Source organism: Halomonas shengliensis (assembly GCF_900104135.1).
In the GTDB taxonomy this organism is placed as follows: domain Bacteria; phylum Pseudomonadota; class Gammaproteobacteria; order Pseudomonadales; family Halomonadaceae; genus Halomonas; species Halomonas shengliensis.
In genome coordinates, this window is sequence record NZ_FNIV01000008.1 from 103,543 (window position 1) to 127,060 (window position 23,518).

General features: G+C 70.6%; 17 protein-coding genes. 7 read left to right on the forward strand and 10 right to left on the reverse strand.

All coding sequences use genetic code 11. The features are described from left to right. The first annotated feature begins 96 nt into the window (after nucleotides 1–96). A complete protein-coding gene (gene htpX / locus BLP95_RS12435; protein ID WP_089679853.1) occupies nucleotides 97–1,002 on the forward strand; it encodes a protease HtpX in 906 nt (301 codons plus the stop codon). A 74-nt stretch (nucleotides 1,003–1,076) separates the two neighbouring features. Here the strand turns inward: htpX and pdxB are convergent, their stop codons facing one another. Then, nucleotides 1,077–2,240 (reverse strand): 4-phosphoerythronate dehydrogenase PdxB, encoded by a 1,164-nt coding sequence (gene pdxB / locus BLP95_RS12440; protein ID WP_089679855.1) that lies wholly within the window; start codon nucleotides 2,238–2,240, stop codon nucleotides 1,077–1,079. Nucleotides 2,241–2,332: 92 nt separating this feature from the next. Between pdxB and BLP95_RS12445 the strand changes: the two genes are divergently transcribed. After that, entirely contained in the window at nucleotides 2,333–2,611 is a 279-nt protein-coding gene (locus BLP95_RS12445) for a hypothetical protein (protein ID WP_089679856.1), read from the forward strand. Between the two features lie 83 nt (nucleotides 2,612–2,694). On the opposite strand, the gene BLP95_RS12450 is transcribed toward BLP95_RS12445, so the two are convergent. Beyond that, complete coding sequence (locus BLP95_RS12450) at nucleotides 2,695–3,042, reverse strand: glutaredoxin family protein (RefSeq protein WP_089679859.1); 348 nt, start codon at nucleotides 3,040–3,042, stop codon at nucleotides 2,695–2,697. Beyond that, nucleotides 3,039–5,228, reverse strand: a complete 2,190-nt coding sequence (gene rlmKL, locus BLP95_RS12455) for a bifunctional 23S rRNA (guanine(2069)-N(7))-methyltransferase RlmK/23S rRNA (guanine(2445)-N(2))-methyltransferase RlmL (protein WP_089679862.1) — start codon at nucleotides 5,226–5,228, stop codon at nucleotides 3,039–3,041. The genes BLP95_RS12450 and rlmKL overlap by 4 nt, the downstream gene beginning before the upstream one ends. Before the next feature lie 233 nt (nucleotides 5,229–5,461). Between rlmKL and rmf the strand changes: the two genes are divergently transcribed. Next, nucleotides 5,462–5,668 carry a ribosome modulation factor gene (gene rmf / locus BLP95_RS12460; protein WP_081712014.1) on the forward strand — a complete coding sequence of 69 codons (207 nt, stop codon included), beginning with the start codon at nucleotides 5,462–5,464 and terminating at the stop codon, nucleotides 5,666–5,668. An 84-nt stretch (nucleotides 5,669–5,752) separates the two neighbouring features. Here the strand turns inward: rmf and BLP95_RS12465 are convergent, their stop codons facing one another. Beyond that, nucleotides 5,753–6,769 carry a quinone-dependent dihydroorotate dehydrogenase gene (locus BLP95_RS12465; protein WP_089679864.1) on the reverse strand — a complete coding sequence of 339 codons (1,017 nt, stop codon included), beginning with the start codon at nucleotides 6,767–6,769 and terminating at the stop codon, nucleotides 5,753–5,755. A gap of 181 nt (nucleotides 6,770–6,950) precedes the next feature. Here BLP95_RS12465 and mgtE point away from each other — a divergent pair, with 181 nt between their 5' ends. Continuing rightward, nucleotides 6,951–8,303 carry a magnesium transporter gene (gene mgtE, locus BLP95_RS12470; RefSeq protein ID WP_089679866.1) on the forward strand — a complete coding sequence of 451 codons (1,353 nt, stop codon included), beginning with the start codon at nucleotides 6,951–6,953 and terminating at the stop codon, nucleotides 8,301–8,303. Between the two features lie 69 nt (nucleotides 8,304–8,372). On the opposite strand, the gene BLP95_RS12475 is transcribed toward mgtE, so the two are convergent. The 4 genes from BLP95_RS12475 to BLP95_RS12490 all read right to left on the reverse strand — a co-directional run bounded on the left by BLP95_RS12475 (nucleotide 8,373) and on the right by BLP95_RS12490 (nucleotide 16,025). After that, the gene (locus tag BLP95_RS12475; RefSeq protein ID WP_089679868.1) at nucleotides 8,373–13,214 is read right to left on the reverse strand and encodes an NAD-glutamate dehydrogenase; all 4,842 of its coding nucleotides are present in this window, start codon (nucleotides 13,212–13,214) and stop codon (nucleotides 8,373–8,375) included. Between the two features lie 167 nt (nucleotides 13,215–13,381). Then, entirely contained in the window at nucleotides 13,382–14,488 is a 1,107-nt protein-coding gene (gene trmA, locus BLP95_RS12480; RefSeq protein WP_089679870.1) for a tRNA (uridine(54)-C5)-methyltransferase TrmA, read from the reverse strand. A gap of 62 nt (nucleotides 14,489–14,550) precedes the next feature. Further along, nucleotides 14,551–15,330, reverse strand: coding sequence for a glutamate racemase (gene murI, locus BLP95_RS12485; protein ID WP_089679872.1), 780 nt, complete (start codon nucleotides 15,328–15,330; stop codon nucleotides 14,551–14,553). A 155-nt stretch (nucleotides 15,331–15,485) separates the two neighbouring features. Continuing rightward, entirely contained in the window at nucleotides 15,486–16,025 is a 540-nt protein-coding gene (locus BLP95_RS12490) for a hemerythrin domain-containing protein (RefSeq protein WP_089679938.1), read from the reverse strand. 167 nt (nucleotides 16,026–16,192) lie between these two features. Here BLP95_RS12490 and BLP95_RS12495 point away from each other — a divergent pair, with 167 nt between their 5' ends. Next, entirely contained in the window at nucleotides 16,193–17,533 is a 1,341-nt protein-coding gene (locus BLP95_RS12495; RefSeq protein WP_089679874.1) for a replication-associated recombination protein A, read from the forward strand. 103 nt (nucleotides 17,534–17,636) lie between these two features. On the opposite strand, the gene lolA is transcribed toward BLP95_RS12495, so the two are convergent. Together lolA and BLP95_RS12505 are read right to left on the reverse strand one after the other, a co-directional pair. Then, nucleotides 17,637–18,266 carry an outer membrane lipoprotein periplasmic chaperone LolA gene (lolA, locus tag BLP95_RS12500; protein WP_089679876.1) on the reverse strand — a complete coding sequence of 210 codons (630 nt, stop codon included), beginning with the start codon at nucleotides 18,264–18,266 and terminating at the stop codon, nucleotides 17,637–17,639. Nucleotides 18,267–18,399: 133 nt separating this feature from the next. Continuing rightward, nucleotides 18,400–21,492 (reverse strand): DNA translocase FtsK, encoded by a 3,093-nt coding sequence (locus tag BLP95_RS12505; RefSeq protein WP_089679878.1) that lies wholly within the window; start codon nucleotides 21,490–21,492, stop codon nucleotides 18,400–18,402. Between the two features lie 148 nt (nucleotides 21,493–21,640). On the opposite strand from BLP95_RS12505, the gene aat reads away from it, so the two are divergent. Both aat and BLP95_RS12515 read left to right on the forward strand, forming a co-directional pair. Continuing rightward, nucleotides 21,641–22,414, forward strand: a complete 774-nt coding sequence (gene aat, locus BLP95_RS12510; protein WP_089679880.1) for a leucyl/phenylalanyl-tRNA--protein transferase — start codon at nucleotides 21,641–21,643, stop codon at nucleotides 22,412–22,414. Further along, nucleotides 22,411–23,148 (forward strand): arginyltransferase, encoded by a 738-nt coding sequence (locus tag BLP95_RS12515; RefSeq protein WP_089679882.1) that lies wholly within the window; start codon nucleotides 22,411–22,413, stop codon nucleotides 23,146–23,148. The genes aat and BLP95_RS12515 overlap by 4 nt, the downstream gene beginning before the upstream one ends. The last annotated feature ends 370 nt before the right edge of the window (nucleotides 23,149–23,518 follow it).

Sequence of the window (23,518 nt, forward strand, 5' to 3'; positions counted from 1 at the left end):
TGAAACCCTCGCCGCCCGGCCGTATCTAAGCAACAGCTTGTGCATGCCGCCCCTGAGGGCGGCGCCCCTTCCGATGATCGATGGAGACCCACCGACATGATGCGAATCCTGCTCTTCCTGGCCACCAACCTGGCGGTACTGCTGGTGGCGAGCATCACCCTGCGCCTGCTGGGCGTGGAGAGTTATCTCAGCGACCAGGGGATCAACTTCCAGAGCCTGCTGATCTTCTGCTTCATCTTCGGCATGGCCGGCTCGATGGTCTCGCTGTTCCTCTCCAAGTGGATGGCCAAGCGCGGCACCGGCACCGTGGTGATCGAGACCCCGTCGAATGCCACCGAGAAGTGGCTGGTGGACACCGTGGCCGAGCTGGCCCGGGACGCCGGCATCAAGACCCCGGAGGTGGGCATCTTCCCCGCCCAGCAGTCCAACGCCTTCGCCACCGGCTGGAACAAGGACGACGCCCTGGTGGCGGTCTCCGCCGGGCTGCTCAACCGCATGCGCCCCGAGGAGGTGCGCGCGGTACTGGCCCACGAGATCGGCCACGTCGCCAACGGCGACATGGTCACCCTGGCGCTGATCCAGGGGGTGGTGAACACCTTCGTGATGTTCTTCGCCCGGGTGGTGGCGCACCTGGTGGACCAGTTCCTGCGCGCGCGCAGCGACGACGGCGCCGGGCTCGGCTTCATGGGCTACTTCGCGGTGGTGATCGTCGCCGAGATCGTCTTCGGCATCGTCGCCTCGGCCATCGTCGCCTGGTTCTCGCGCTTCCGCGAATACCGCGCCGACGCCTCCGGCGCCAAGCTCGCCGGCTCCGGGGCCATGATCAACGCCCTGGCGCGGCTCAAGGCCGAGACCGAGCTGCCCGACCAGATGCCGGACACCCTGCGCGCCATGGCCATCACCAAGGGCCAGACCCGCTCGCTGATGGAGAAGCTGTTCGCCAGCCACCCCCCGCTGGACGATCGCATCCGGGCGCTGAAGGAAGCCGCCTACCGCGAGTGACACTGACGCGTCACCGACACGCAGCGGGCCCGCCGATCGGCGGGCCCGCTTGCGTTTCCACTCCTCCCGTCAGGCTAGGCGGTGGTGACCCGGACCCCCGACCCCGCGAGCCACCGCGCCGTCTCCCGCTCCCCCGCCGGCAGCGCCACCTCGAGGGTGGCGAACTCCCGACGCAGCGGGTAGTCGGCGCGGCAGGCGTCGAAGCCGGCGGCCATGCCCCGGGCGCGATGCTCGCGGCGCAGGGCGTCATGATCGCGACGCGGGTCGTAGACGGCGCGCATGGCCAGGCGCAGGGCCTCCTCGGGGCCGAGCCCCGGCCCCAGCACCAGGCCGGCGAGAGGCGGCGCCGGCAACAGGTCGTCGAGGGTCACCCGGCACGGCAGGCCGAGGGCCTGGCAGAGTGCGCGGGTGACCTGATGGGTGCCACGCAGCTTGCCGTCCAGGCTGTAGCCGGCGACATGGGGGGTGGCGATCTCGGCGAGGTCGCGCAGGGCGGCGTCGATGGCAGGCTCCTGCTCCCAGACGTCGAGCACCGCGGCGATATCGGCCTGCCCCGCCAGGCGCGCACGCAGCGCATCGCCCGCCACGCAGTCGCCCCGCCCGGCGTTGAGCAGCACCGTCCCCGGCGCCAGGGAGGCGATGCGCTGGGCATCCAGCAGGTGGCGGGTGGCATGGGGGCCCTCCCCTACCAGCGGGGTGTGCAGGCAGAGCACGTCGCAGGCCTCGATCAGGGCATCGAGGGAGACGAAGCGGGCGGCCTGCTCGGGCGGGACGTCGCCGGCCTCGACCCGCGGCGAGTCACAGGCCAGCGAGTCGATGCCCATGGCCGAGAGGCGCGCGAGCAGGCGCCCGCCCACGTTGCCGGCGCCTACCACGCCCACCCGGCGCTCCGCCAGCCGCCAGCCCTGGCGCTCGGCGAGGGTCGAGAGGCTCACCAGCACGTAGTCGACCACCGCCTCGGCGTTGCAGCCCGGGGCACTGGCGAAGGCGATGCCTCGCTCGGCCAGCAGCGCGCTGTCCACATGGTCGGTGCCGATGGTGCAGGTGCCCACGAAGCGTAGCCGCCGCGCCTCGGCCAGCAGCGCGGCATCAACCCGGGTGATGGAGCGCACCACCAGGGCATCGACGTCACGCAGGTCGGCGGGGGCGATCTGGCGCCCCGGGCGGCGCACCACCTCGCCCAGCGGGGCGAGGCAGGCGTCGGCAGCAGGCACGTTGGCGTCGACGAGGATCTTCATGGCACGTTGTCCGCCTCCGGCAAGCCATTACAATAGGCCACCACCTTACCACTTCGCCGCCCAGGCCGGCACGCAGCAGCGCGGGAGCTTCGATGATCATTCGCTGGGAAACCGACCATGACTATGTGCTGGTGCACATCCACCAGGACATGTTCGGCGACTGGATCTTCAGTCGTGCCTGGGGCCAGATCGGCACCCAGTTCGGCGGCCTGCGCCACCAGCTGGCCGACGATCGCGACCAGGCGCTGATGTGGCTGGCGGACGAGGCCACCATCCAGGCCTCACGGGGCTTTCGCAAGGTGCTGGAGGAAGAGGATCACACCCCGGAGGGGCGCGAGGCGGTCAGCCAGCTCTCGCTGCTGGGGCCCTAAGCGGGCCAGCGGCCCAGAGGCATAACGCCTCGGGCTACCCCTGGCGCCTTGCACCTTGATTCCTTGTGCCCGGCGACGCCGGACTATCCCAGATAGCGCCTGCCGCCGCGCATCGTCGCCGGCCGCACCTCGCGCGGCTCGTCCTCGCCGGAAAGCTCGCGCGCGAGTGACGACCAGGCCGCTTCATCCAGCCAGCCCCGGGGCTTCAGCCAGGCAGCCAGCCGTTCGGGCTCGAAGCCGCGATCGAGTTCGTCACCCTCGCCATCGACAAGCACCGGGATGCGCACCCCGTAGCGCGCCATCAGCCGCTCATCCTCGCTGATCTCGACCCGCTCGAGGATCGGCGGCTCGTGACAGAGCCGTGCCAGCAACGCCTCCAGCTGGGTGCAGAGGTGGCAGCCCAGGGTGGTGTAGAGGGTAAGCCGGATCATGCGCCGCCCCCTCTCCGGGATTCCCGATGGCGGATCAGGAAGACATGGTGCAGGTCGGGATTCCGAGAGAAGTCCGGGTCGAAGGTCCGCGCCGAGATCTCCTCCACCGCGTAGTGCTCCGCCAGGTCGCCGTCCAGGGTGAAGCGGCGCTGGTTGTTGGAGAACACCAGGGTGCCGCCCGGGGCAAGGCGGGCCATGGCCAGGCGCACCAGGCGGCCGTGGTCGCGCTGGATATCGAGGGTGTCCGCCATCTTCTTGGAGTTGGAGAAGGTCGGCGGGTCCATGAAGATCAGGTCGAACTCGGCGCGCGCGCCCTGCAGCCAGCGCAGGCAGTCGTCGCGTACCACCCGGTGCCGGCCGGGGTCGAGGCGGTTCAGGGCGAAGTTGTCCCGGGCCCACTGCAGGTAGGTATTGGAGAGGTCGACGCTGACGCTCTCGCTGGCCCCGCCCAGGGCCGCCTGCACGGTGGCCGCCCCGGTGTAGCAGAAGAGGTTGAGGAAACGCCTGCCCGCGGCCATCTCGCCCAGCATCCTGCGCACCGGCCGGTGGTCGAGAAACAGCCCGGTATCCAGGTAGTCGCGCAGGTTGACCCACAGCCTGGCCGGCCCTTCGCGGACCTCGAAGCGCTCGCCGGTGGCGGCCTGCTTCTGGTACTGGTCGCGCCCGCTCTGGCGCTGGCGACGCTTGACCACCACCCGGGCGGAATCCACCTCGAGCACCTCGGGGATCACCGCCAGCGCCTCGTGAAGCCGCTTCTGGGCCTGGGCGGCGTCCACGGACTTCGGCGCCGCATACTCCTGGACGTGCACCCGGTCGCCATAGACGTCCACCGCCACCGCGTACTCCGGCATGTCGGCATCGTAGAGCCGGTAGCAGGGCTCGCCGCTCTTCTTGAGCCACTTCCTCAGCCGCTTGCGGTTCTTCTCCAGGCGGTTGGCGAACATCTGCGCTCCCTCGGAGCGCGTCGGGACGGGAGCAACCTCGGCGTCATCACCGCCCTCGGGCACCGCCATCAGCAACAGCTTCGCCTCAAGGGGGCCGTTGCGCAGCGCATACTGCTTATGGGCACGCAGGCCGATGCGATGCCCCAGGTCCGGGTTGGCGGTGAACACCGCCAGGGCCCAGCCGGGGAAGGCGGCGCGTACCCGTTCGCCCAGTCGCGCGTAGAGCGTGACCAGCTCCGGCAGCTCGCCCAGGCGCTCGCCGTAGGGCGGGTTGGTGATCACCAGCCCCGCCGGCGCCTCCTCGAGCCCCGCGGGGCGCTCGAGCTCGGCCAGGCCCGCCCCCCGCAGCGTGATCAGCGCCGGGATGCCGGCGCGCATGGCGTTGGCCTTGGCCGCGGCGAGGGCCGCCGGGCTCTGGTCGAAGCCGAACAGGCGCGAGCGGCAGCGCCGGCGGCCGATGCCGGCCCGCGCCTCGGCCTCGCGCCTGAGCTCGCGCCAGGCGGCCTCGTCATGACCGGCCCAGCCGTGGAAGCCGAAGCGCTCCCGTGCAAGGCCCGGGGCGATGTCGGCGGCCATCATGGCGGCCTCGATCAGCAGGGTGCCGGCGCCGCACAGCGGATCCACCAGCGGTGCCCCCTGGCGCGCCAGCGCCGGCCAGCCCGAGCGCACCAGCAGCGCCGCGGCGAGGTTCTCCTTGAGCGGGGCGTGGCCGACGTCGCGCCGGTAGCCGCGACGGTGCAGGCTCTCCCCGGCGAGGTCGATGCCCAGGACGAGGCGTCCGCGGTGCAGGTGGGCGTAGAGGCGCAGGTCGGGGGCCTTGATGTCCACCGAAGGGCGCGCCTGCCCGCGGGCCTGCAGCCGCTCTACCACGCCGTCCTTGACCGTCTGGGCGCCGAAGCGGGTATGGCGGATCTCGTCGCTGCGACCATGGAAGTCCACCGCCAGGGTGCGGCCCTCGGCCAGGTGCTGCTCCCAGGGCAGCGCCGCTGCGGCGAGGCGCAACGCCTCGGGGGTGGCGACGCCCTCCTCCCGGGCGAGACAGAGGATCACCCGGTTGGCCAGGCGTGACCAGAGGCAGAGGCGGTAGGCGGTGGCGACATCGCCGGCGGCGCTCACCGCCCCCACGGTGCGCTTGCCGGGGGTGGCGCCGAGGGCCTCCAGCTCCTCGGCCAGCAGCTCCTCGAGGCCGCGTGGGCAGGTCACCAGGAGGTCGAGGGGGGAAGGGGCTTGGGTCGAAGTCATGTCGGGTACCGCGGCGGCAATAGGATGAATGTGCGCCATGACAGGCGCTTGAACGCGCTGTTACAAATCGATGGTCGACAACCCGGATCAGGATGGGCTATCAATAGGTCAGTAGCTACTGGAAACACGCATGCGTTCCTGTCAGCGGGCCCCTCACCCGGCCCGTGGTACGTTACGGCTCGGCCTGATGTCGCAGGCCTGGCCAGTCAGATACCTTTTCAAGAGGTAGTCCAATGAAACGACAGAAACGTGATCGCTTCCAGCGTGCCTATATCCATGGCTACAAGGCAGGTGTCTCAGGTCGCTCCCGCGATGACTGTCCGAGTCAGGACGTCAATCTTCGCGAATACTGGATGAGCGGTTGGCGTGAAGGTCGTGGGGATCATTGGGCCGGCATGACCGGTGTCTCCGGCATCCACAAGAACCCCATGGTGGTGTGATCCCGCAAGCGGTTCACGCTTCCCCCGAGCCCGCGCAGCGTCGCGGGCTTTTTGCGTCCGGGCATCGCCACCGAGCGATCCGCGTCAGGCCCCGTCGCGCAGGGCCCGGGCGCACTCCCCCACCAGCTCGGGCCCGCGGTAGATGAAGCCCGAGTAGAGCTGCACCAGGTCCGCCCCGGCCTGGCGCTTGGCCAGCGCCGCCTCGCCGCTGTCGATGCCGCCCACGCCGATGATCGGCATCTCGGGCAGCTGGCGGCGCAGCTCGCGGATGACGGCGTTGGAGGCCTCGAACACCGGCCGCCCGGAGAGCCCCCCCGCCTCCTCGGCGTGGGCCAGGCCCGCCACCCCCTCCCGGGACACGGTGGTGTTGGTGGCGATCACCCCATCGATGGCGTTGTCGGCCAGGCACCTGGCCACCAGCCCCACCTCCTCGGCGTCCATGTCGGGGGCGATCTTCACCGCCAGCGGCACCCGCCGGCCGCTTTCGCGGTCCAGGCGCGTGCCCGCCTCACGCAGCGCCGAGAGCAGGCCGTCGAGGTGCTCACCGAACTGCAGGTTGCGCAGCCCCGGGGTGTTGGGCGAGGAGATGTTGACGGTGACGTAGTGGGCGTGGGCATGCACCTTCTCCAGGCACGCCAGGTAGTCGTCCACCGCGCGCTCAACCGGCGTGGTCAGGTTCTTGCCGATGTTGATGCCGATCACGCCATCGTAGCGGCTGGCACGCACCCGGGCCACCAGGTGGTCGACCCCGGCGTTGTTGAAGCCCATGCGGTTGATGATGGCGCCGGCCTCGGGCAGACGGAACAGCCGCGGGCGGGGGTTGCCGGGCTGGGGCCGGGGGGTCACGGTGCCCACCTCGACGAAGCCGAAGCCCAGGGCGCCCAGGGCATCCAGGTGGTCGGCGTTCTTGTCGAGCCCCGCGGCCAGCCCCACCCGGTTGGGGAAGCTCAGCCCCATCAGCTCCACCGGATCCGCGACACGACCACCGCCGAGTCGCGCCGCCAGTCCCAGCCGCCCGGCCAGGTCGAGCCCCCTGAGCGACACGTCGTGGGCGGTCTCGGGATCCAGGCGGAAGAGCAGCGAGCGGGCGAGGGAATACATGGCATCTCCTGGCGATGGGCGGGAGGGGGCGAGGGTGCCGAGCGAGGGCGGGCGTGAGTATAGCAGCGCGGCGGCCGCGAAACGACGCCGGCGCAGGACAGCTCCGGGGGGTTTTGTGATCTACTAGGGGAAGAGACGACGGAGGGTGCCGCGGCACCGTCACACCGCCAGGGAGAACCGCATGGCCGATACCACCGAAACCCTCGAGGACCGCCTCTCGCGCATCCACCGCGCGCTGGGCGACGACCGGCTCGACGCCGTGGATGCGGTGCTGGCCGACCTGGAACCCGCCGAGATCGCGCTGCTGCTGGAGTCGCTGCCGCCGATGGCGCGCATCCGGCTGTGGCAACGCGTGCCGGGCGAGGTCGACGGCGAGGTACTGCTGCACGTCCACGACGAGGTGCGCAGCACCCTGCTCGACGACATGGACCACGAGGAGATCGTGGCCGCCGCCACCGGCATGGACACCGCCGACCTGGCGGAGATCTTCGAGGACCTGCCCCAGCAGGTCGCCGAGGACATGCTGCGCTCCATGGACGCCCTGCAGCGCGAACGCCTCGAGGAGACCCTCTCCTTCGAGGAGGACAGCGCCGGGCGCCTGATGCGCACCGACACCATCGCGGTGCGCAGCGACGTCAGCCTGGAGACGGTGTGCCGCTTCCTGCGCTGGAAGGAGTCGATCCCCGACAACACCCACCTGCTGATGGTGGTGGATCGTGACGGCCTCTTCCAGGGCACCCTGCCGATGGCGCGACTGATCAGCCACCCCCCGGAGATGGCGGTGGCCGACCTGATGGACCACGAGGTGGACAGCATCCGCGTGGACATGAAGTCCCGCGACGTCGCCACCCTCTTCCAGACCCACGACCTGGTCTCCGCGCCCGTGGTGGACGAGTCGGGCCTGCTGCTGGGGCGCATCATGATCGACGACATCGTCGACGTGATCCGCGAGGACTCCGAGCAGGCGCTGATGAACATGGCCGGCCTCGACGAGGAGGAGGACCTGTTCGCCCCGGTGCTGCCCAGCGCCCGACGGCGCGCCGTGTGGCTTGGCATCAACCTGCTCACCGCCTTCCTCGCCGCCTGGGTGATCGGCCGCTTCGAAGACGCCCTGGACCAGATCGTCGCCCTGGCGGTGCTGATGCCCATCGTCGCCAGCATGGGGGGCATCGCCGGCAGCCAGACCCTGACCCTGGCGATCCGCGGCCTGGCGCTGGGCCAGATCAGCAGCACCAACAGCAGCTGGCTGCTGCGCAAGGAGGTCGGCATCGCCATCCTCAACGGCGTGCTCTGGGCGCTGGTGGTGGCGGTGCTGGCGCTGCTGTGGTTCAAGAGCGTGGCGATCGGCGCGATCATCGCCGCCGCACTGGTGATCAACATGCTGGCGGCGGGGCTGGCCGGCATCGCCGTGCCGCTGGTGCTCAAGCGCCTGGGCATCGACCCAGCGCTGTCGGGGTCGGTGATCCTCACCACCGTCACCGACGTGGTGGGCTTCATGGCCTTCCTGGGGCTGGCGACCCTCTTCCTGCTCTGATTGCCCTTCCCCGCAACGACGAACCCCGCCTTATGGCGGGGTTCGTCGTTTCCGGGAGAGGGTCGCAGCTCACAGGTCGCGGCTGCTCTCGGCGAGGTCTACCAGCTCGCGGACCGCCACGGCGAACAGCGGGAAGCCCCCCTGGCCACCGCTGCCCACCTGCTCGAGCAAGCGGCACCAGCGCGCGTGCATGGCGTCGTGACGCTCGAGCCAGGCGGCGACCCGCTCGGCAGGCGCCTCGGGCCCCTCCGCCATCTGCAGTACGCTGACGGTCAGCGCCAGCTGCTGGCGGTCGATGTCGTCGCGGAAGGTCTCCCGCGCCTGGGCCTGCCAGCTGTCGCGCACCTTGAGCTCGGTGATCTGGCGGATCATCCACGGCAGCTCGAGGCGGTGGCCCACCTCGTAGAAGACCTCGGCCACCCGCTCAGGGGCCACCTCGGTCTGGCGCGCCGCCTGGATGATGCCTAGCCCGGCGTAGAGGCTGCCGGTGGCCGCCACGCTGGCGGCCAGCGCCTCGGGCACCCCGGCCTCGACCAGCTCGTCGCGACGGGCCTCCCAGGCCTCGCGCTCCTCGCCACTCAAGCGCTCGCCGATGCTCTCCTGCAGCGTCGCCAGGCGCGGCGCGAAGTAGTCGATGCACTGGGCGGTATCGCCGCCGGCGCGACCGCGCAGGAACCAGCGCGTGGCGCGGCGGATTAGGCGCATCAGGTCGAGCATCATGGCGTACTGCACGGCGCTCGGCACCCGGTTGTCGAGCGCCTCGATCTGCTCCCAGCTCTCGCCCAGGCGGAACACCTCCCGGGCGATGACGTAGGCCCTGGCGATCTCGGCCCGGCCGGCGCCGGTGGAGTCGATCAACCGGCGCACGAAGACGATGCCCATGTGATCGACCAGATCGCTGGCCACCTGGGTGGCGACGATCTCGCGCTTGAGGCGGTGCTCGTACATCTCGTCGCGATAGCGCTCCACCAGCACCCCCGGGAAGATGCGCTCGACGTGGCGCACGATGACCGGGTCGTCGGGCACGTCGGAGGCGATCAGGTCGCCCTTGAGCACGCTCTTGGCATAGGAGATCAGCACCGAAAGCTCGGGCAGCAGCATGCCCTGCTGGTTGGCGGCCCGCTCCTGGAGCACCTCGTCGTCGGGCAGGAACTCCAGTCCGCGGTCGAGCTGTCCGGCGGCCTCCAGCTCGCTGATGAAGCGCCGGAAGGGGCCGACCCCCTCGCGGGACTGGAGCTCGGCCAGGTCCAGCGCCTGGGTCTGGCGGTAGTTGTCGCGCAGCACCAGCTCGCTCACCTCACCGGTCATGTCGGCGAGCAGCCGGTTGCGCTGCTTCTCGGTCATGTCGCCGCGGGCCACCACCTCGTCGATCAGGATCTTGATGTTGACCTCATGGTCGGAGCAGTTGACGCCGCCGGCGTTGTCGATGAAGTCGGTGTTGACCCGCACGCCACGGGCGGCGGCCTCCATGCGCCCGCGCTGGGTGAGGCCGAGGTTGCCGCCCTCGCCCACCACGCGGCAGTTGAGCTCGCGGCCGTCGATGCGCAGGGCGTCGTTGGCCTTGTCGCCCACCTGGGCATCGGTCTCCTCGCTGCCCTTGACGTAGGTGCCGATGCCGCCGTTCCAGATCAGGTCCACCTCGGCGCGCAGCATGGCCTGGATCAGCTCGTTGGGTGAGAGCCTGTCCGCCTTGATGCCGAAGCGCTGCTTCATCTGGGCCGAGATCGGAATCGACTTGGCGCTGCGCCTGAACACCCCGCCACCCTTGGAGATCAGCGCGGCATCGAAGTCTTCCCAGGTGGTGCGCGGGGTATCGAAGAGGCGCTGGCGCTCGGCGAAGGTCGCGGCGGCGTCGGGTTCGGGGTCGACGAAGATATGCAGGTGGTTGAAGGCACCCACCAGGCGGATGCGCTCGGAGAGCAGCATGCCGTTGCCGAAGACGTCACCGCCCATGTCGCCGATGCCCACCACGGTGAACTCGTCCTGCTGGGTGTTCACCCCCAGGTTGCGGAAATGACGCTTGACCGACTCCCAGGCGCCCTTGGCGGTGATGCCCATCTTCTTGTGGTCGTAGCCGTTGGCCCCGCCGGAGGCGAAGGCGTCGCCCAGCCAGTGGCCGTACTCGGCGGAGATCTCGTTGGCGATGTCGGAGAAGGTGGCGGTGCCCTTGTCGGCGGCCACCACCAGGTAGGCGTCATCCTCGTCGTGGCGTACCACCTCGCGCGGCGGCACCACCTCACCCCCCTTGAGGTTGTCGGTGACGTCGAGCAGGGCGCGGATGAAGGTCTTGTAGCACTCGATCCCCTCGCGCTGGAAGGCCTCGCGATCGCCCTCGGGCAGGCGCTTGCAGACGAAGCCGCCCTTGGCGCCCACCGGCACGATCACCGAGTTCTTGACCTGCTGCGCCTTGACCAGGCCCAGCACCTCGGTGCGGAAGTCCTCGTGGCGATCGGACCAGCGCAGGCCGCCGCGGGCGACCTTGCCGCCGCGCAGGTGGACCCCCTCGACCCGCGGCGAGCAGACGAAGATCTCGAAGGCCGGACGCGGCTTGGGCATGCCGGTGACCTTGGAGGGTTCCAGCTTGACGGCGATGTAGTCCTTGACCCCGCCGTCGGCGCGCCGCTGGTAGTAGTTGGTGCGCAGGGTGGCACGGATCAGCTCCATGTAGCGGCGCAGGAGCTGGTCGTCGTTGAGGCTGGCGACGTCATCCAGCAGGCGCTGGATACGCTCCACACAGGCCGCCTCCTCGCCCTCGCCGGGGCGGTCGGCGGGGTCGAAGCGCAGCTCGAACAGGGTGACCAGCTCGCGAGTGATCTCCGGGTAGCTGGCCAGGGTGTTGGCCATGTAGTCCTGGGAGACGCCGAAGCGGATCTGCTTGAGGTAGCGGGCGTAGGCGCGCAGCATCGCCACCTCGCGCCAGTCGAGGTTGGCGCCGATGATCAGCCGGTTGAAGGCGTCGTTGTCCGCCTCCCCGGCCCAGATGCGCTGGAAGGCCTCGATGAAGGGCTCGCGCATCTCCTGCAGGTTGACCTCGGTGCTGGTGTGGTGCTCCAGGTCGAAGTCATGGATCCAGTAGCTGGCGTCGCGGGCGCCGATCTCGTAGGGACGCTCGCCGATCACGCGCAGCCCCAGGTTCTCCATCATCGGCAGCACGTCGGAGAGCGGGATCGGTGCATCGCGGTGGAACAGCTTGAGGTTGACCCCGCTGCCCTCCTCCTCCACCAGCCGGTAGAGCGACAGCGACAGCGGCGCGCCGTCATCCAGCTCACCGATGTGGTGCAGGTCGTAGACCGCGGTGCGGGCGCTGAAGTCGTCGCGGTAGCTGGCGGGGAAGGCGTCGCGGAAGCGAGCCATCAGGTGGTTGGCCTGCTCCTCACCGAAGCCGTCGATACAGGCGCTATGGAGGTCGTCGCGCCAGTTGCGCGCCAGCTTGGCGAGCTTGGCCTCGAGGCGGCGCAGGTCGTACTCGGCGGGCTGCTCGCCCTTGAAGCGCAGGATGAACTGGATGCGCGCCAGCACCGACTCGGAGAGGTAGGTATTGAAGTCGCCGAAGGTGGCGTCGAGCTCCTCGCAGAGCATGTCCTGAATGCGCAGCCGCAGCTCGGTGGAGAAGACGTCGCGGGGCACGAAGGCCAGGCAGGAGTAGAAGCGGCCGGGGCGGTCCTCGCGCACGAAGAGGCGCACGCGGCGGCGCTCGCGGATGCTGAGGATGCCCAGCGCCGTCTCGGCGAGCTCATGGGTGTCGATCTGGAAGAGATCGTCACGCGGATAGACCTCGAGGATATGCAGCAGGTGCTTGCCGTTGTGCCCCTTGGGGTTGAAGCCGGCGATGTCCATCACCGTCTTGAGCTTGCGGCGCAGGATCGGCACATTGCGCGGCGACTCGTTGTAGACGGTGGCGGTGAAGAGCCCCAGGAAGCGGTGCTCCCCGACCAGGTTGCCCTTGGCATCGTAGCGGTCGATGGAGATGTAGTCGGGATAGGTCGGCCGGTGCACCCGGGCATGGTGGGCACTCTTGGAGAAGGTCAGGAGCTCCGGCACCAGCACGTAGTGGCCATCCTCGAGCCCCTGCTCGGTACGGATGCGCTCGCGATAGCGCGGCTGGTCGAGGCGGAAGACCCCGAGCTCGCTGTCCTTGACCTTGTCGAGGCTCTCCTTGCCGTCCTTGTGGGTCGTCACCGCGTAGGCGTCGTAGCCCAGGAAGGTGAAGTTGTCGTGGAGCATCCACTCCAGGAAGGTGATCGCCTCGGCATGGTCGTCGGGGTCGCTCTGGGGCGGGCAGCCGGCCCGCAGCTCGGCCAGGGCCTCCTCCACCTTGGCGCGCATGGGATCGAAGTCGGCCACCGCGGTGCGCACGTCGACCAGCACCTCCTCGAGGCTCTGCTGCATCTCCTGCAGCACCTCGGCGTCGGAGTGGCGGTCGATCTCGATGACGATTAGCGACTCCCGCTGTGCCGGGGCGTCGGCCGCCTTGGGCGAGGCCACCCGCGCCAGGCGATGGTCACGCCCGCGCTCCGTGGCCAGCACCGCGTTGTGGATGGCATGGACGGTGAGGCCACGTCGGTTGAGCTCGATGCGCACCGAGTCGACCAGGAAGGGCATGTCCTCGTGGAGCACCGCCACGAAGGTATGCGCCGACTGCCAGCCATGCTCCTCGAAATCGGGGTTGAAGACCCGCACCTTGGGCTCGGCGGGGTCGAACTGCTGCAGGAAGTGCCACACCGAGAGGGTGGCGCCGTAGACGTCGTCGAGCCGCCGGTTCTCCAGGTCATCCAGCGGCACCGCGGCGTAGAAGTAGTCCGCGAAGGTGCCCACGGCCTCGGCCTTGGCGGCGTCCAGCCTGGTGCCGAGCCGCTCGTGAAGCTGCTTGAGCAGGTCCTGTCTGGCCTCGTCATTCGCAACGTGCTGCATCCATCACCTCGGTGTCCGACGGTCGCTCCTGCGACCGGAAGGGTTCGACACGGCGGCGCAGTGCGCCGCCCTGCCGCCAGCTTACGCGACTCCCGAAGCCCGCCCCAGCCCCTTGACCTCTTGCTCATGGAGCATGCCGGGTGCGCATCGCCGCCGAGGTCGGGCGGCTAGTCGCGCCGCTCCAGCAGCACCCCGCACTCGCAGTGGTGGGTCCAGGGAAACTGGTCGAACAGGGCCAGGCGCGCGACCCGGTGGGTCTCGGTCAGGCGCTCCAGGTTGCTCGCCAATGTCTCCGGGTTGCATGAAATATAGACGATGCGCGAGTAGTCGCTGAGCTGGCGGCAGCTGGCGTCATCGAGACCGGCCCGCGGCGGGTCCACCAGCACGGTGGTGAAGTCGTAGTCGTCGAGGCGCCACTCGGCGACCCGGCGCCCCCCCTTCTCCCCCTTGAGGGCGGCGGCGAACTCCTCGGCGGACATGCGCCCCACGGTGGCGTTGTCGATGCCGTTGGCGGCCAGGTTCTCCCGGGCGCTTGCCACCGAGGTGCGCGAGATCTCGGTGGCCAGCACGCGGCGGAAGTTCTCCGCCAGGGCCACGGTGAAGTTGCCGTTGCCGCAGTAGAGCTCCACCAGGTCACCCGCCTGGCTGCCCCGGGTCACGTCCCGGGCCCAGGCCAGCATCGAACGACAGATCTCGGCGTTGGGCTGGGTGAAGCTGTTCTCCACCTGCTGGTAGACGAGCTCACGCCCCTCCACCTCGAGGCGCTCCCAGACGTGGTCGCGCTCTAGCACCCGCCGCTGCTTGCGGGCGCGGCCGATGATCATCGCCCCCAGCGTCGCCTGAAGCTCGCGCGCCGCCGCCTCCCAGGCGTCGTCCAGCGGGCGGTGGTAGATCAGGGTAATCAGCGCCTCGTCGGAGAGGGTGGTGAGGAACTCCACCTGGAAGAGTCGGCGGCGCAGCACCGGCACGTCGCGGATGGCATCGAGCAGCGCCGGCATCAGCGCATTGATCCGCCGACTGGCGACGGGGTAGTCATCCAGGCGGACCACCTCCTTGCGCCCGGGGTCCTCGGGGTCCACCTCGAACATCGCATAGAAGAGGTCGTCACCCTCGTGCCAGACGCGGAACTCGCAGCGCTGGCGGTAGTGGCTGGGAGGCGAGGGATAGACCTCGAGCTCTGGCACGTCGAAGCGGGCGAAGTCGCGGCGGATGCGCTCGGCCTTGGCCTCGAGCTGCTGGTCATAGCGGGCGGGGTCGACGACGGGAATGGCCAAGGAGCCTCCTGGGGAATCGGGTATGGATGAATCGAGAGGGAAAGTCGGGGATGACGCCGGGCTCAATCGATGACGAGCGGACGCGGAGCGGCGAAGCCGAAGCGTGCCAGGGCGGCGGCCAGCGCCGGGTCCGGGGCGGTGGCAAGGCTCGGTCCGGGCCCCGCGGCGAGGGTGACCCCGGCGGCCACCTGGGCGGTGCGCCGGGCGATGGCGTCGCTGGAGTCGACCCAGGCCACCGCCCGCGGCGCCGCCGCGGCCAGGGCGTCACGCAGCAGCGGGAAATGGGTGCAGCCGAGCACCACGGTGTCCAGCTCGGGATCCTCCCAGAGCGGCGCCAGGGCGGCCTCGATCACGCCGGGATCGGACGGCTCCCCGGCGAGGCGGCGCTCGGCCTCGCGCACCAGCGCATCGGCGGCCACCCGCCGTACCACGCAGTCGGCGGCGTAGGTCTCGATCAGGTGCTGGGTATAGGGGCGCGACACCGTGGCGCTGGTGGCCAGCAGGCCGATATGACGGCTACGGCTATGCGCCGCGGCCGGCTTGATGGCAGGCACCGTGCCCACCACCGGGATGCGCAGCCGCTCGCGCAGGGCATCCAGGGCCAGGGTGCTGGCGGTGTTGCAGGCCACCACCAGCGCCACGCAGCCGCTGGCGGCCACCGCCGCCTCGCACACCGCCAGGATGCGCCGCACCAGCCAGGCATCCTCGCGCAGGCCGTAGGGCAGCATGGCGTTGTCGCAGACATAGGCGAGGGCGGCGCCGGGCAGGCGCCCGCGCAGCGCGGCCACCACCGAGAGACCGCCCACCCCGGAGTCGAACACCAGCACCGGCCCCAGGGTCATCGCGCCACCTCCACGCCGCCGTGGCAACGGCGCGTCGCGACGGCAGCGCCGCGCCACGGCTGGCGGGCGGCGGATGACGGGGAAGGACGGGGTGGCGTGGGACTCGGCATGGGGCGCATTCTACCCCAGCCGCGGGGAGGCTGGCAGCCCGGGCATCAGACCGGGACCGGCGCCTCCTTCAGCTCGGCATAGAGCTCGGGATAGGCCTGCTGGAGCCGTTCGAGCCTGGCGGCGGCATCGTCCGGCAGCGCCTCGGCCAGGCGCTCCAGGGCCTTGTCGTCGAAATGCTCGCGGATCATCGGGAAGAGCTTCTCGCGCTCGTCGCGCAGGTAGCCAAGATGGGCGTCGAGGTAGGCCTTGAGGTCGTCGGAGAAGCGATCCATGGGCACCACGGCGTCCATCAGGATCATGTCGAGGTCGTTGGAGAGCCGGGCGAGGCGGGACTTGAGCTTGCGGTAATCCTCGGCCAGTTGCTCGGTGACCTCGCGCCCCCCTTCCACCTTCTCGAGCTGTTCGCTGAACAGCCGCTCCAGCGGGTGGGTGAAGCCGTCCATGTAGTCGAGGATGTAGTCGACCACCTCACGCATCAGCTGGAAGTTGGGTCGCTCGCCGGTCGCCAGGGTCTTCTGCTTGAGCTGCAGGACGTGCAACATGCGCGCCATATTGGCATGATCCTGACGCAGCTGGGTCAGCATGGGCATGTCGGGCCCTCCTGTATGGTACATGGGAGAAGGCACTCTCCATTGGATGCGCCATCATGGACAGGGTTCAGCGCACGGCCGGCTCGGCCATGCGCCGCTCCCCCACTCTAGCACCCCGGCCGCCCGCCTGCCGCTTCCGGATCAACGCAAGGAGTCGCTCCATGGACCTCTTCTCCCGCGACCGCGACGAGGATGCGCCCCTGGCCTGGCGCATGCGCCCGCGACGCCTCCACGACTACGTCGGCCAGCAGGCCCTGGTGGGGCCCGGCAAGCCGCTGCGCCGCATGGTCGAGGGGGGCGCGGTACGCTCCATGATCCTGTGGGGGCCGCCGGGCACCGGCAAGACCACCCTGGCCGAGATCCTGGCCGCCGAGTCGGGTGCCCACCTCGAACACCTCTCGGCGGTGATGGCCGGCGTCAAGGAGATCCGCGCCGCCGTGGAGCGTGCCCGCGCCCTGCAGGCCCAGGGCCGCTCGACCCTGCTGTTCCTCGACGAGATCCATCGCCTCAACAAGAGCCAGCAGGATGCCCTGCTCCCCCACGTGGAGTCGGGCCTGCTGACGCTGATCGGCGCCACCACCGAGAACCCCTCCTTCGAGGTCAACTCGGCGCTGCTCTCCCGGGCCAGGGTGCACGTACTCACCGCGCTCTCCGAGGCGGAGCTGGTGGCGGTGCTGGAGCGCGCCCTGCAGGATGTGGAGCACGGGCTCGGCCGGCGCGGGATACGAGTGGAGGACGAGGTCCTGGCGATCCTGGCCCGGGCCGCCGCCGGCGACGCGCGCCGCGCCCTGGGGCTCTTGGAGAGCGCCTGCGACTTCGCCGAGCCCGACGCCGAGGGTGGCGAGCGGCTGCCGCGCCCGGCGCTGGAGGCGGTGCTGGGCCACCAGGCCAGCGCCTTCGACAAGCAGGGCGACCACTACTACGATCTGCTCTCCGCGATCCACAAGTCGGTACGCTCCTCGCGCCCCGACGCCGCCCTGCTCTACATCGCCCGCTTCCTGCAGGGCGGCGGGGACCCGCTGGACGTCATCCGGCGGCTGACCGCCATCGCCTCGGAGGACGTAGGCAACGCCGACCCGCGGGCCCTGCCGCTGGCGATGGCGGCCTGGGACGCCTACCTCCGCCTGGGGGACTACGAGGGGCAGCGTGCCATCGCCCATGCCGCCATCCACCTGGCGGTGGCGCCCAAGAGCAACGCCATCGACCAGGCCTGGAAGCGCGCCAAGGCGTGCGTGGCCGCCCAGCCCCGCCTGGAGGTGCCCACCTACCTGCGCAACGCCCCGACCAGGCTGATGGAGAGCCTGGGCCATGGCGAGGGCTACCGCTACGCCCACCACGAGCCCCACGGCTACCCCGCCGGCAGCGCCCACGACTGCTGGCCGGAGGCAGTGCCCCGCGAGCGCTTCTACCGCCCCACCGAGCTCGGCCAGGAGAAGCGCTACGCCCAGCTGATGGCCTGGCGGGCGCAGCTCGACGCCGAGGCGGACGAGGGCGGCGCATAGCGCCAAAGGGCAAGAGGCAAGCCAGCCTCATCCCAAACAAAAGGAGCAAGCCAAGGGGTTCCCTTGAAGCTTGCTCCTTGTGCCTTGCAGCTGGCCGCAGGCCTCAGTACGTGTCGCGGATCACATCGGTGCCCTCCGGCACCTCGAGGGTGAAGCGCGCGTCGTCGATCGCGGCGTTCATCTCGACCTCGCTGAAGGCGATGGCGGTGCGCTGGCCGGTGCTGTCCAGCATCTCCAGGCCCCGTAGTTGCTCGCCGCGGAAGGTCATGGTCAGCGTCTCGAAGAGCGTATCGGCGTCCTTCGGCTGCAGGGTAAAGCGCTCGGCGCTGCCCTGCTGGCTGCGGCGGACCTCGAAGCTCGCCACCAGCTCGTCGGCGCTGCCGGAGAGCAGCAGCGCCGGGGTGTGGGTCACCCGCTGGTCCAGCGCCTGCACGGTGGCCTGCTCCAGGTCCGGGTCGTAGAGGGTGACCTCCTCGCCGTCGGAGACCACCAGCTGCCGATAGGGGGCGTCCACCTCCCAGCGGAACTTGCCGGGCCGCGACAGCCACATGGTGCCCCGCGCCTCCTGCAGGCGGTCGCCGCCGGCATCGAGGATCTGCTGCTCGAAGTCGGCCTGGTAGGTCTCGAGCGGCTCCAGCAGCCGGGTCAGGCGCTCGGCGCCTTCGCTGGCCAGCGCCGAGAGCGGCATGGCGAGGCCCAGGGCGAGGGCGGCAAGGGTCGTCTTCACTGTCATCTCTGTCTCCCTGAAGGGGTCGGTCGTCCTGACCCTCGGACCGCGGCGCCGCCGGCGGGTTGCGGAGCGGCCGGCGGGTTCACGGTGGTTGCAAGGTCGCGGGCCAGCCGTCGCCGCAAGGCGACAGCGTCGATCACTCGCCCACCGGCGGCGGCGCGAGCACCTCGCGGGCGCCGTTGGTGCCCATGGTGGAGACCACGCCGGCCATCTCCATCGCCTCCACCAGGCGCGCGGCACGGTTGTAGCCGATCTTGAAGCGGCGCTGCACCGCCGAGATGGAGGCGCGGCGCGACTCGGTGACATAGGCCACCGCCTCGTCGTAGAGGGCGTCCTGCTCGGCGTCGTCATCGCCGCCGCCCTCGCCCTCCAGGCCGGTCAGCGCCTCGGCGGAGACGCCGCCGGAGAGGATCTCCTCGATGTACTCCGGCTCGCCGCGGCGCTTCCAGTCCTCCACCACGCGGTGCACCTCGTCGTCATCGACGAAGGCGCCATGCACCCGGGTGGGCATGCCGGAGCCCGCCGGCAGGTAGAGCATGTCGCCGTGGCCCAGCAGGTTCTCGGCGCCGCCCTGGTCGAGGATGGTGCGCGAGTCGACCCGCGAGGAGACCTGGAAGGCCATGCGGGTGGGCACGTTGGCCTTGATCAGGCCGGTGACCACGTCCACCGAGGGGCGCTGGGTGGCGAGTATCAGGTGGATGCCGGCGGCCCGCGCCTTCTGGGCCAGGCGGGCGATCAGCTCCTCCACCTTCTTGCCGACGATCATGAACATGTCGGCGAACTCGTCGATCACCACCACGATGTAGGGCAGCTTCTCCAGCACCGGCGGGGTCTGGTGCATCTCCCAGGGCTGCGGCTCCCACAGCGGGTCGGCCACCTGGGCGCCAGCCTGCTCGGCCTCGTCGAGCTTGGCGTTGAAGCCGGCGATGTTGCGCACCCCCATGGCCGCCATCAGCTTGTAGCGGCGCTCCATCTCGGCCACGCACCAGCGCAGGGCGTTGGCGGCCTCCTTCATGTCGGTGACCACCGGCGCCAGCAGGTGCGGGATGCCGTCGTAAACCGAGAGCTCCAGCATCTTGGGGTCGACCATGATCAGCCTGAGCTCCTCGGGGGTCGCCTTGAGCAGCATGGAGATCAGCATGGCGTTGACCCCCACCGACTTGCCCGAGCCGGTGGTACCCGCCACCAGCAGGTGGGGCATCTTGCCGAGGTTGGCCACCACCGGGCCGCCGCCGATGTCCTGGCCCAGCGCCAGGGTCAGGGCGGAATCGGCCTGCTGGTAGCGGTCGGAGTCGATCACCTCGCGTAGGCGGATCATCGCCCGGTGGGGGTTGGGGATCTCGATGCCCACCGTAGGCCGTCCCGGGATCACCTCCACCACCCGCACGCTCTTGACCATCAACGAGCGCGCCAGGTCCTTGGCCAGGTTGCTGATCTTGGAGACCTTCACGCCGGCGGCGGGCTTGATCTCGAAGCGGGTGATCACCGGCCCCGGCCATGTCTCCACGACCTCCGCCTTGACGCCATACTCGCGCAGGCGCACCTCCAGCAGCTCCGCCATCTCGGCCAGCTGCTCGCCGGAGAAGTTCTGCTTCTGGGGCGAGGGCGGCGTCAGCAGGCGCAGGCTGGGCAGGGTACCGTCGGGCTCGGGCAGCTCATCCAGCACCGGGCGCTGGTTCTGGAGGTGCTCCACGGTCCACAGCCGCATGCCCTCCTCCTCGGCGGCCTCTCGCGCCTGGTCGGCACCGGCCAGGCGCGGGGTGGCGTCATCCTCCTCGTCACCCGGGGCCTGCTCGGGTTCCGGCGGCTGAAGCGCCGCGGGGGGCAGGCCCGCCGATGCCGTCTCGCGAGACGTCGGCGGCCGGACCGGTTCGGGCGCTTCCGCCTCCTCCGCCTCCTCGGCCACCGCCGGCTCGTCCCAGCTCAGGCGCGGTTCGTCGTCATCGGTGCCGTCGCCGTCGACCCACTGGTTCTCGGTCAGGGCCGGCTCGCGGCGCGTCGCCTCCCGGGAGGGGGATGGCGCCGGGCTCGGCGCCGGACGCGAGGGCGCGGCCCGCTCCGTCAGGCGGTGAGTATCGGCCGTCTCGTCGTCACGCGCGCTCAGCACGGGGGCATCGCGGGGTGGCACGGGGTCGTCGTCATCGGGCAGCACCGGCTCCGGCACGCTCTCGGGCGCGCGCCGCGGGGTCACCGCGCCTGGCGTCGCGGGGGCATCCGGCGAGGCGCCCGTCGCCCCGGCGGTACCGCGGGAGGGCTCACCCGCGGCACGGGGGGTGGCGGAAGCGGCCTCGGCGGGGCCGGGCTCACGCCGCGCGGCCGCGGCATGCTCGGCGTAGGCCGCACCCGGCTGCTTGGCCGAGGGGGTGCGCTCGGGCACCTCCCAGGGGATGGCGGTGTCGCCATCGTCGCCGAAGCCCGGCTCGCGGCGGCCCTCGCCGACCGCCTCGGGCTCGCGGGAGGCGGCGGGCCGTCCCGGCACCAGGCGCCGCCACCAGGCGGGCCGCGACGGGGCCTCGTCGCGGCCGTCGCTGGCCGAGGCCTCCTCGGGTGACGGCGGCGACTCGCGGGTGAAGGCGAAGCGCCGGGCGACCCCGCCCCACAGCCGGATCGCGCCGCGCCCCAGCTCGTCCATCACGCTCAGCCAGGAGATGCCGGTGAACAGCGGCACGCCGCACAGCAGGGCCGCCGAGGCCAGCAGCCCGGTGCCGCCCACGCCCACCATGGGCAGCAGGGCCCCCACCAGGCCCTCGCCGAGGATGCCGCCGGTGGAGTAGGGCAAGGGGCCCTCGGGCCGGTAGAAGTGCAGCGCCCCCAGGGTGGTGGTGCCCAGCAGCAGCAGGATCAGGCCGCCGCCGCGGACCGCCAGCAGGGTGGCGTCCCAGGTCAGGCTCACCTGCCGGGAACGCAGCAGCCGCCAGGCGGCGAAGCCCAGCATGCCGGGCCACCACAGGGCGCTGACGCCGAACAGCGAGTAGAGCACGTCGGCGAGCCAGGCCCCCACCGGGCCCATCCAGTTGGCCACCTGAGTCTCGGGGCCGCTGCGCGACCAGCCGGGATCGCTGCCGGTGTAGCTGAACAGCGCCAGCAGCAGGAAGACGCAGGCCGCCAGCAGCACGATCGCCACCCCCTCGCGCGCCGCTCCCTGCAGCTTCACTCCGAAGCGTTTCGCCGATTCCGTGGCGCTGGTCGCGCGCGAACGACGCGACGCGGTCTGCTTATCGACACTCAACTGGTCATCCCCCTTGCGCCACGCCTGGCGCCTTGCGAATGCGTGGCGCCAATCATACCGAGCGCGGCCGCCGCATCACAGTGGCCAGCGCTTGAGCGCCGCCCTCGCCGCCGGCACACTGGAGCCATCGTCGCAAGGATGCCCTGCCATGCTGCCCTGGCTGCCCCCCTTCCCCGTGCACTTCCCGCCCGTGGAGGAGGCCCTTGGCGACCCCGATGGCCTGCTCGCCGCCGGTGGCGCCCTCACCCCCGAGTGGCTGCTGGCCGCCTACCGCCGTGGCATCTTCCCCTGGTACGGCGACGACCAGCCGATCCTGTGGTGGAGCCCCGACCCGCGCATGGTGCTGCGCCCGGAGGAGCTGCGGGTGCGCCGCAGCCTGGCCAAGCGACTGCGCAACGCCGGCTTTCGCGTCACCGCCGATCGCGCCTTCGATGCCGTGGTGGCAGCCTGCGCCGGGCCACGCGATGGCCAGCCCGGCACCTGGATCACCGAGGCGATGCGCCAGGCCTACGGCCACCTGCACGCCCTGGGCGCCGCCCACTCGGTGGAGGTGTGGCGCGGCGAGCGCCTGGTGGGCGGGCTCTACGGCGTGGCCCTGGGGCCGGTGTTCTTCGGCGAGTCGATGTTCTCGCGGGAGCCGGACGCCTCCAAGGTGGCGCTGGTGCGGCTGGCCCGAGCCATGGCGAGCGGCGGTGGCCGGCTGATCGACTGCCAGATGCATACCGCTCACCTGGCCAGCCTGGGCGCCCGGGACATCGCCCGGGAGGCCTTCATCGGCTATCTTGAAGAGTGGCTGGGCCGCCCCGACGAGAACGCCACGTCGACGGATCGCTTCCTGCCGGCCTGCTGGTCCTTCGCATCCCTCGAGGATCCGCCAGCCCCAATGACCGAACGCCCTGAGCCAGGGAGAGAGCCACCGTGAGCAGCAACACCCCCCGCCAGCCGACCCGGGACCTGCGCTTCTTCCTCACCGTGCCCCACGCCTGCAGCTACCTCCCCGGGCGCGAGGCCACCACGCTCTTCCTCGATCCTCAGGAGTCACCCGGCCAGGGCGTCTACGATGCCCTGGCGCTGCTCGGCTTCCGGCGCAGCGGGCGCCACCTCTATCGGCCCCACTGCGAGGGCTGCAGCGCCTGCATCTCGGTGCGCATCCCGGTGGCGGAGTTCACCCCCAGCCGCACCCAGCGGCGCCTGGCCAGGCGTAACGCCGACCTGACCCGGCACCTGCGCCCGGCGATCTTCGACCCCGAGCACTACGCCCTCTATGCGCGCTACATCCGCACCCGCCATGCCGACGGCGACATGTACCCGCCGAGCCACGAGCAGTACCGCACCTTCCTGACCCTCGACCAGCCCTATGCGCGGCTACTGGAGCTGCGCCAGGCAGGACAGCTGGTGGCGGTCTCGGCCTTCGACCAGCTCGAGCACGGCCTCTCGGCGATCTACACCTTCTTCGACCCGGACCCCGCCTGGGAGCGCCGCTCGCTGGGCACCTTCGCGGTGCTCACCCTGGTGGAGTTGGCCCGGCGACGCGGCCTGCCCCACGTCTACCTGGGCTACTGGATCCGCGAATGCCGCAAGATGGCCTACAAGCAGGCCTTCCAGCCGCTGGAACGGCTGGAGGGGCGCCACTGGCGGCGACTGATTCCCACCTGAGGCAATCGCCTGGCCCTCGCCGCAGGCCTATACCATCTACCCAAAAGGCGATAGCGAAAGGCGCCGGGGACAGGTCGTAGAGGGGGTCCTATGCCAGGGGTGAGGAGCATGGCTCTGAACGGGCTGGCCAGGGATGGCCAGCACCGGCCCTGCAAGCGGAGCAGGAAACGAGAGCGCCGCAGGGCATCGGTAGCGTACAGGGAGGTATTCACAGCGCCCCATCGACGGTCCGGCGCTCCGGGGCCTGTCGCCGGGAAAGCCTTGAGCGGTACTTCCATCTGCGATAGCCCTGGCCCTTTCTTTGCCTTGCCGGTCGGCATGCGGCACAATATCGCGCTATTCTTGTACGTCTCACCCACAGCGAGGAAAC

Excerpts from the sequence above, each read along its gene's own strand:
- lolA (WP_089679876.1), bottom strand. The coding sequence starts at position 18,266 with ATGACAGTGAAGACGACCCTTGCCGCCCTCGCCCTGGGCCTCGCCATG.
- rlmKL (WP_089679862.1), bottom strand. The coding sequence starts at position 5,228 with ATGACTTCGACCCAAGCCCCTTCCCCCCTCGACCTCCTGGTGACCTGC.
- aat (WP_089679880.1), top strand. The coding sequence starts at position 21,641 with ATGCTGCCCTGGCTGCCCCCCTTCCCCGTGCACTTCCCGCCCGTGGAG.
- htpX (WP_089679853.1), top strand. The coding sequence starts at position 97 with ATGATGCGAATCCTGCTCTTCCTGGCCACCAACCTGGCGGTACTGCTG.
- BLP95_RS12490 (WP_089679938.1), bottom strand. The coding sequence starts at position 16,025 with ATGCTGACCCAGCTGCGTCAGGATCATGCCAATATGGCGCGCATGTTG.
- BLP95_RS12465 (WP_089679864.1), bottom strand. The coding sequence starts at position 6,769 with ATGTATTCCCTCGCCCGCTCGCTGCTCTTCCGCCTGGATCCCGAGACC.
- BLP95_RS12495 (WP_089679874.1), top strand. The coding sequence starts at position 16,193 with ATGGACCTCTTCTCCCGCGACCGCGACGAGGATGCGCCCCTGGCCTGG.
- BLP95_RS12445 (WP_089679856.1), top strand. The coding sequence starts at position 2,333 with ATGATCATTCGCTGGGAAACCGACCATGACTATGTGCTGGTGCACATC.
- BLP95_RS12450 (WP_089679859.1), bottom strand. The coding sequence starts at position 3,042 with ATGATCCGGCTTACCCTCTACACCACCCTGGGCTGCCACCTCTGCACC.
- BLP95_RS12475 (WP_089679868.1), bottom strand. The coding sequence starts at position 13,214 with ATGCAGCACGTTGCGAATGACGAGGCCAGACAGGACCTGCTCAAGCAG.
- mgtE (WP_089679866.1), top strand. The coding sequence starts at position 6,951 with ATGGCCGATACCACCGAAACCCTCGAGGACCGCCTCTCGCGCATCCAC.
- rmf (WP_081712014.1), top strand. The coding sequence starts at position 5,462 with ATGAAACGACAGAAACGTGATCGCTTCCAGCGTGCCTATATCCATGGC.
- murI (WP_089679872.1), bottom strand. The coding sequence starts at position 15,330 with ATGACCCTGGGGCCGGTGCTGGTGTTCGACTCCGGGGTGGGCGGTCTC.
- pdxB (WP_089679855.1), bottom strand. The coding sequence starts at position 2,240 with ATGAAGATCCTCGTCGACGCCAACGTGCCTGCTGCCGACGCCTGCCTC.